Below are 7309 nucleotides of genomic sequence, written 5' to 3'. Positions count from 1 at the left end.
GGATCTGGGCGGGCACCACAGAGCGTGAACGCCGCGCGATGCGGGAAGAGGTGCTGCATGGCGCGAGGACCTAGGACGCCCGGCGGTTCCCCGCCCCGCATCCTGATCATCGGAGGCGGGTACGTCGGGCTGAACACCGCGATGCGCCTGCAACGCCGGCTGCGCCCGGGGGAGGCCGAGATCACCGTTCTCGACTCCGACTCCTACATGACCTACCAGCCGTTCCTGCCCGAGGCGGCGGCCGGCAGCCTCGAACCGCGCCATGTGGTGGTGCCGCTGCGGCGGGTGCTGTCGCGGTGCAGGATCCTCAACGGCTGGGTCGTGCGGGTGGACAGCGCCAGGCGGTCGGTGGAGTTCCGGCCGGCCGAAGGGGAGTCCTACGAGATCGGCTACGACATCCTCGTCGTCTCGCCCGGCTCGGTCTCCCGCATCCTGCCCATACCGGGCCTGGCCGAGAACGGCATCGGCTTCAAGACCGTCGAAGAGGCCATCCACCTGCGCAACCACGTCCTGGGCCAGCTCGATCTGGCCGCCTCCACCCGCCGGGCGGACGTCCGCCGGCGGGCGCTCACGTTCGTCTTCGTCGGAGCGGGCTTCGCCGGCGTGGAAGCGCTGGCCGAACTGGAGGACATGGCCGGGTACGCCTGCCGCTACCACCCCGGCATCAGCCGCGCGGACATGCGCTGGGTGCTGGTCGAGGCCACCGGCCGCATCCTGCCGGAGGTCGGCGAGGAGATGGGCCGCTGGACGCTGGAGCAGCTTCGCGCCCGCGGCATCGACGTCCGCCTGAACACCCGCGTGGACACCGCCGAGCACGGCGACATCGTGCTCAGCGACGGCGGCCGGTTCCCGTCCGGCACGCTGGTGTGGACGGCGGGCGTACGGCCGCACCCGCTGATGCGCGCCACCGACCTGCCGGTGGACGACAAGGACCGGCTCAAGGTCACCCCCCGGCTCAACGTGGAGGGCAGGGACGACGTCTTCAGCGCGGGCGACTGCGCGGCCGTGCCGGACCTCACCCGGCCGGGGGAGTACTGCGCGCCGAACGCCCAGCACGCCGTACGGCAGGCGCGGCGGCTGGCCGGCAACATCATCGCCACCCTGCGCGGCACCCCGCTCGCCGACTACCGGCACGCGTACGCCGGATCGGTGGCGAGCCTGGGGCTGCACAAGGGCGTCGCCCAGATCTACGGGCACAAACTGCACGGCCCGCTCGCCTGGTTCGTCCACCGCAGCTACCACCTGTCGCGGGTCCCGACAATCAACAAGAAGGTCCGGGTCCTGAGCGACTGGACGCTCGCGCTGTTCTTCCGCAGGGAGATCGTCTCCTTCGGCGCGATGTCCCGGCCGCGCGCCGAGTTCGAGTTCGCGGCCCGGTCCACCGTCCACGCCGGCCGCCTCAACGGTGACCTGCCTCCGACCTGACGTCCGAGGACATGCCGAAGGGCCGCCCTTCCTTGATGGAAGGGCGGCCCTTTCGCGGGTCCTTCGCTGGGTTCAGCGCCTGGCGCGGCCGCGCCAGGTTCCGCCCGAGCTCCGGATGCCCGCCGTACCCACGCCCGCCTGGTGCAGGGCCAGCAGGAGCAGGCCGAGCAGCATGAACGTGGTCGCGTTGATGCCCGCTCCGAGCTCGACCCCGACGAGGTCGAGCAACAGGCCGAGCCCGAAGACGATGGCGGCGACGACTGCCAACACGGGGTCACCTCTATTTCTGATCGGTCAGGTGGAGCAGGTGTTCGAGCGTGGCGCGGTAGTCGCGCAGCGCCAGCCGGAGCCGCTCGGTGTCGGATTCGGCGGTGTTCGTCCACTGTTCGTGCAGCCGGTCGGCGCGCGAGTCGAGCGCCTCCCGCATCGCCGCGACCACCTCGCCGAACAGCCCGTCCGCCCGCTCCACGGCGAGCCGGGGGTCGTCCACGAAGGTCGCCTGCACGTCGCGCCAGCGCCGCTGGATCTCCGCGGCGTCCTGCCCGAACAGGTCGGCGGCGGTCAGCCCGGCGGCGGGCTGGCCGTGCTCTCCCGGCTCCGCGGGCTCGGGGATCTCACCGTCCTGACCGGACGTCTCCGCCGGGCCCATCGCGTGCGCCCCGGGCCGCGGCTCCTCCCCGGGCATCGGCACCCCCGTGTCCTCACCTGCGGTCTCCTTGCGGCCGGGGGCCTCGAATCGGTCCGGTGGGACTTGGGCCTCCGGCTCGACGCCCTGGCGGACCTCGCCCGGGGCGTCCCCGGGCAGACCTCCGGCGTCCTCTTCGGGCCGGTACACCGGCCCCGGGCCCTCTTCCCGCCTGGCCCGCTCGGCGGCCTCCGGCGGGAGGTCGTCACGCTGCCTGGGCACCAGCGGGTCTTCCTTCTCATCGCCCACGAGCGGGGCGTTCCTGTCGTCGTATCGCCCTTCCACGATCGTTCACCGTCCTCGTGATTCGCGGTTGGCCGTGCGCTCGGCGATGAAGTCGTCCGGCTCGGCGTGCTCCCGGCCGCCGGAACCACCGCCGGAACGACCGCCCGCCGCGCTCGGCTGCCCCTGCCGGGGCGGTCGCTGCTGCGTCGGTACGCGGGGCCGGTCCGCGGCGTTCTCCGGGTTCCCGGTCGCCTGCCGGCCGTCTTCTGAGAGCAGTTCGTCGAACAACGCCCGGTAGTGCACCATCGCCTGGCGAAGTTCCTCCGTGGACGCCCTCTGCTTGGCGGCCCTGCCGCTGATCTCGTGCGCCTTGCGGTAGTGGTCGAGTGTGCGGCCGTGCGTGACCGAAAGGTCGGAAAGCCGCTGCTCGAACCGCTCGGTCGGGTAGCCCCGATCCCGCATGACGGAGGTGACGAGCTGGTCGGCCGCCGTCACCGCGAAACCGGGGGAGTCGACGAAGCGTTCCTGCACTTCGGTCCACTTCGCGGCATATCCCTGACGGGCCTCCGGAGTGAGTGGACGAATGTCCAGTTCGGCGACGCGTTCTTCGCGGGCGCGCAGCTCCCGTTCGGCGTCGCGCCTGCTCTCGCGCTCGGTGATGGTCCGTTCGTATTCGGGGCCGAAGCGTTCGCGCAAACGGTGCCGGCGCTGGTGCTGCAGTACGACGTAACCGACTGCGACGATCGCCACCACCACGGCGACGACGACGGCCACCCAGATCAAGGTCTCGGTGGACATGTCCTGCCTCCGGGTTGATTTCTGCCTTCGTCCGGCGCACTGCCCTGGGGCAGAGGGTCGAAACCGGGTCAGGTCACGGGGAGGTCACGGGCGCGTAATCAATCGATCGAGGGGTAGAGGGTTCGCGCGTCGAAGTAGGAGGGAGTCCGCGATGGGCTTTGGAGCCGCGCTGACCTTCATTGCGATAGGGGCGGTGCTCGCCTTTGCCGTCCGGTGGGACGTTCCTGGCATCGATCTTCAGATGATCGGCTGGATCCTCATGGGAGTGGGCGTCGTCGCCGGAGTCATCACCCGTATGTACACCCGCAAGCCAGGTGAAGAAAGCGTCGAGGTGGTGGAGCCGGACATCGTCTACACCACGGATTTCGTGCCGGAGAGCGACCCGCGCCACGTCCATGTCCACGACCACAGGCAGGCACCGGTGGAGGAGCCGCGCGGCGAGGACCCGACCCGTCCGCACCACCACCTGTACCGTGACGGGCCCGCCTGACCCGCACGCGGGGTTCAGGCGCCCTGCGTGCCGCCGGAAAGGGCCTGTCTCGCGCGGGCCAGGACGCCCGCGATGTGCGAGTCCTCGGGCGAGGCGGGCACCTCGGTGAAACCCGCCTCGGGGTCGTAGGAGACGTCGGAGCCCGCGTCGATGAGGCGCTGCGCCCAGCGCAGCGCCGTGTTCACCTTCTCCGGCGGTACGCTGCCGCCCTGCGCGACTGCCGAAAGGTTGCGCAGGTTGGTGGCGGGGCCGGACTGTACGTGCTCGCGTTTGACCGTCCACGGGATCGCGGCCCGGTGGTCGAGGGTCGGCCTGACCAGCCCCGCGGCCCGCTTGGCCTGGAGCACGCCCGACTCCGAGACCCCGAAGTGCTCGGCGATCCGGCGCACCGTCCAGCCCTCGGCGACGAGCCGGGCCAACTCCTGCCGGTCGATCTGCGCCCTGCGCCCCGCCACGCTCGCCTCTCGTCCTTGCCCGCGACCCCGCAAAAACCGCTCCCAATATAGCGAACCTTCCCGATCTCAAGTTCCCTGCTCGGGGACGGTACGCGGGCGGGCCCGCCGGTGGCCCGCGCCCTGGTGGGCGCGAGCCACATCGGGTGCTCCGCCGCCCGTGGTAGGGTTTCTAACGCGCGCCAGGGGGAACACCTCCGCACCGCGCGGCGGGACGTGGCCTAGTTTGGTTAGGGCACTTGACTGGGGGTCAAGAGGTCGCCGGTTCGAATCCGGCCGTCCCGACGGTCACCCGGATCGTGAGCAGCGGTCCGGGTTTTTCTTTTTCCGGGCTCCGCCGCAGTGCGGTCACGGCTTGGCGAAGTACCGCTCGGCTCCCGGGTGCAGCGGCACCGGCGTGGTCTTCTGCGCCTCCGCCCTGACGATGTTCGCCGCCTCGGGGTGTACCTTGGTCAGGTCGGCCCGGTGGTCGAAGAGCAGCGCCGTCAGGCTCGTGGCCAGGGCGTCCGGCATCTCGGTGGAGACGATCAGCAGGTTCGGCACGGCGATGCCCGGTACGTCGGCGGGCGTGTCGTAGACCTCCTTCTTCAGCGGCGCGGCCTGGTACACCTCCCCGTACTGCGCGCGCAGCCGGGGCAGCAGGTCGTTCAGCGGCACGAAGGTGACCTTGTCCCCCATGCTGACGGTCAGGTCGGTGACGCCGCCGGTGGGCAGCCCGCCGGACCAGAAGAACGCGTCCAGGGTGCCGTCCTTCATGCCCTGCACCGTCTCGGGCAGCGACAGCGACTGGGCCGCGATGCCGGTCCGCGGGTCGATCCCGGCGGCGGTGAGCAGCCGCCGCGCGATGACCTCGGTGCCGGAGTTGGGCGAGCCGATGGAGACCCGCTTGCCGCGCATCGCGGCCACCGAGCCGATCCCGGCGTCGGTCCGGGCGATGACGTGCGTATGGTTGGCGTAGAGGCGGGCCAGGGCGCGGATGGGCTGCGGGCCGGAGAACCCGTTCTTGCCCTGCACGGCGTCCGCGGCGGCGTCGGCCAGCGTGAAGGCGATGTCGGAGTCGCCGCGCGCGACCCGCTGGATGTTCTCGACCGAGGCCGCGGTCGTCTCCGCGGTGGCCTGGTAGCCCGGCACGAACCTGCCGACCAGGTCGGCGTACCCGCCGCCGAGCTGGTAGTAGACGCCGGTGGTGTTACCGGTGGCGATGGACAGCCGGCCGCCCTTGTAGAGGGCGGCGCCGCCCGTGCCACCCGTGCCGCCTGTACTGCCGCAGCCGGCCACGAGAAGGGCGATCATCGCGGCGATCAACATCGGCGGGCGGAATGAGAGTTTCATCATTGTCCCTTCTGGTCGTGGTGGGCACGCCGGAGCGTGAGGTGGATCAGCACGGCGAGGCCCAGCAGCGCCAGGCCGATGGCCGCGCTCGCCGATTCGAGGTACAGCAGGAAGACCGCCGCGAGGGCGCACAGCACCCGCTCCGGCCACCGGGCCGGGCCGGTCAGCCACCCGCCGGTCGCCGCCGCCAGCGCGGCCACGGCGACGGCCGAGAGCGCGAGCGCCACCAGCACGGCGGGCAGCGGGGCCCGCCACAGCAGCGCCTCCCCGGCGGGGGCGAGCACGAAGGCGAACGGCACGAGGAACGCGGGAAGCGTGTACTTCCAGGTCTGCATCATGGTCGAGAAGGCGTTGCCGCCGGTCACGGCCGCCGCGGCGACCGCCGCCAGCGCGGTCGGCGGCGTGACCTCCGACAGCACCGCGTAGTAGAAGACGAACATGTTCGTCGCCTCCGGCGACACGCCCAGTGACTGGAGTGCGGGCCCGATGACCACCGCGGCGATGATGAACGACGCGGTCACCGGTACGGCGAGCCCGAGCAGCAGTACGGCCACCGCCGCCAGCACGGCCGTCAGCGCGGGGACGCCGCCCGCCAGGTCCACGATGATTCGCGAGGTCTTCAACCCCAGCCCGGTCAGCGTGACCACCGCGACGATGATCCCGGCCGCGGCCGTCGTGGCCGCGACCGGCAGCACGCCGACCGTCCCCTCGGTCAGCGCCTGGGCGAGGCGGCGCGGCCCGAGCCTGCGGCGGCGGTCCAGGAACGAAAGCGCGGCCGCCATGACGGTGGCGTAGACGACGGCGCGGAACGGCGAGACGCCTGCCATCATCAGCACCACGATCGCGATCAACGAGGAGAAGTGGTAACCGGATCTCGCCAGCAGCCGCCAGGCGGAGGGCAGGTCCACGGCGACCGAGCGGGTGCCGTACCTGCGGGCGTCGATCTCGACGGCGAGGATGATCCCCAGGTAGTAGAGGATCGTGGGCACGACCGCGTACAGCAGCACCGTCACGTAGGAGACCTGGAGATACTCGGCGATGATGAAGGCCGCCGCGCCCAGCGTGGGCGGGGAGAGCAACGCGCCGATCCCGGCCGCGGCGAGCACCCCGCCGCCCTGCGCGGGCGGGTAGCCGGCCCGCCGCAGGATCGGCCAGGCCACGCTGCCCAGCGACACCGCCGTCGCGGTGCCGGACCCGGAGACCGTGCCCATCAGGAAACCGGCCAGTGTCACGGTACGGCCGGGGGCGGCGGTCGAGCGGCGGAAGGCCGCGAACGAGATCTCCACGAAGAACGCCCCGGCGCCGGAATGTTCCAGCACCGCGCCGTAGATCGTGAACAGCACGATGTAGGTCGCCGCCACGTCCAGGGGGACGCCGAACAGGCCCTCGGTGCCCATGTAGAGCTGCACCAGGACGCGGTCCAGGCCGTAGCCGGGATGGCCGAGCAGCGAGTCGACCGGCAGGTTGCCGCCGAGCAGGGCGTAGCCGAGGAACATCACGCAGATGACGGGGAGGGCGAGCCCGACCGTGCGGCGGGTGGCCTCCAGCACCAGCAGCACGCACGCGCCGGCCATCACCAGGTCGAGCGTGGCGGGGTCGAACGTGCGCCGGATGAACTCGTCGAACGACAGCAGCGGATAGGCGCACACCACGGCGGACGCGGCGGCCAGCGCCCAGTCGGCCACGCCCGGGCGGGCGGTGCCGGCGTGCGCGGTGCGTACCCGGGGGCGGTAGACCAGGAAGGTGAGCGGCAGGACGAGTGCCAGGAAGCTCATCCGGTACGGCAGCACCGGCACCGGGCTGAAGACCACGTACAGCGCGTACACCGACACGCCGAACGCGACCACCGACACCACCCGCGCCGGCCCCCCGCCTGTCTCTTATACCCATCTGACGCCGCCG

The 7309-nt window shown here is 71.7% G+C and carries 8 protein-coding genes and 1 tRNA gene; 3 read left to right on the top strand and 6 right to left on the bottom strand.

Translation table 11 applies throughout. The features are described from left to right. The first annotated feature begins 57 nt into the window (after window positions 1-57). Window positions 58-1425 carry an NAD(P)/FAD-dependent oxidoreductase gene (locus C1I98_RS32320; RefSeq protein WP_111171143.1) on the top strand — a complete coding sequence of 456 codons (1368 nt, stop codon included), beginning with the start codon at window positions 58-60 and terminating at the stop codon, window positions 1423-1425. 72 nt (window positions 1426-1497) lie between these two features. Here the strand turns inward: C1I98_RS32320 and C1I98_RS32315 are convergent, their stop codons facing one another. Genes C1I98_RS32315 through C1I98_RS32305 form a run of 3 tightly spaced genes read right to left on the bottom strand, consistent with a single transcriptional unit; the run spans window position 1498 to window position 3133 of the window. Then, window positions 1498-1695, bottom strand: coding sequence for a hypothetical protein (locus C1I98_RS32315; protein WP_111171142.1), 198 nt, complete (start codon window positions 1693-1695; stop codon window positions 1498-1500). A gap of 10 nt (window positions 1696-1705) precedes the next feature. Then, window positions 1706-2395 carry a hypothetical protein gene (locus tag C1I98_RS41990; RefSeq protein WP_158558272.1) on the bottom strand — a complete coding sequence of 230 codons (690 nt, stop codon included), beginning with the start codon at window positions 2393-2395 and terminating at the stop codon, window positions 1706-1708. A 6-nt stretch (window positions 2396-2401) separates the two neighbouring features. Continuing rightward, window positions 2402-3133: a hypothetical protein gene (locus C1I98_RS32305; RefSeq protein WP_233508373.1), complete on the bottom strand. Its 732-nt coding sequence runs from the start codon at window positions 3131-3133 to the stop codon at window positions 2402-2404. Between the two features lie 151 nt (window positions 3134-3284). Here C1I98_RS32305 and C1I98_RS32300 point away from each other — a divergent pair, with 151 nt between their 5' ends. After that, a complete protein-coding gene (locus C1I98_RS32300) occupies window positions 3285-3623 on the top strand; it encodes a DUF6458 family protein (RefSeq protein ID WP_111171141.1) in 339 nt (112 codons plus the stop codon). 14 nt (window positions 3624-3637) lie between these two features. Here C1I98_RS32300 and C1I98_RS32295 read toward each other — a convergent pair whose 3' ends face one another. Next, complete coding sequence (locus C1I98_RS32295) at window positions 3638-4078, bottom strand: helix-turn-helix domain-containing protein (RefSeq protein WP_111171140.1); 441 nt, start codon at window positions 4076-4078, stop codon at window positions 3638-3640. Window positions 4079-4285: 207 nt separating this feature from the next. Here C1I98_RS32295 and C1I98_RS32290 point away from each other — a divergent pair. Further along, a tRNA-Pro gene (locus C1I98_RS32290) sits at window positions 4286-4360 on the top strand. Between the two features lie 63 nt (window positions 4361-4423). On the opposite strand, the gene C1I98_RS32285 is transcribed toward C1I98_RS32290, so the two are convergent. After that, entirely contained in the window at window positions 4424-5410 is a 987-nt protein-coding gene (locus tag C1I98_RS32285) for a TAXI family TRAP transporter solute-binding subunit (protein ID WP_199537369.1), read from the bottom strand. Further along, window positions 5407-7254: a TRAP transporter permease gene (locus C1I98_RS32280; RefSeq protein WP_233508372.1), complete on the bottom strand. Its 1848-nt coding sequence runs from the start codon at window positions 7252-7254 to the stop codon at window positions 5407-5409. Before C1I98_RS32280 ends, C1I98_RS32285 begins: the two co-directional genes overlap by 4 nt. Window positions 7255-7309: the final 55 nt, after the last annotated feature.

This window comes from Spongiactinospora gelatinilytica, from assembly GCF_003236385.1.
GTDB classification, from domain to species: Bacteria; Actinomycetota; Actinomycetes; order Streptosporangiales; family Streptosporangiaceae; genus Spongiactinospora; species Spongiactinospora gelatinilytica.
Note: the sequence above shows the minus strand (reverse complement) of the source record. Positions and strands in the feature narration are given on the sequence as shown.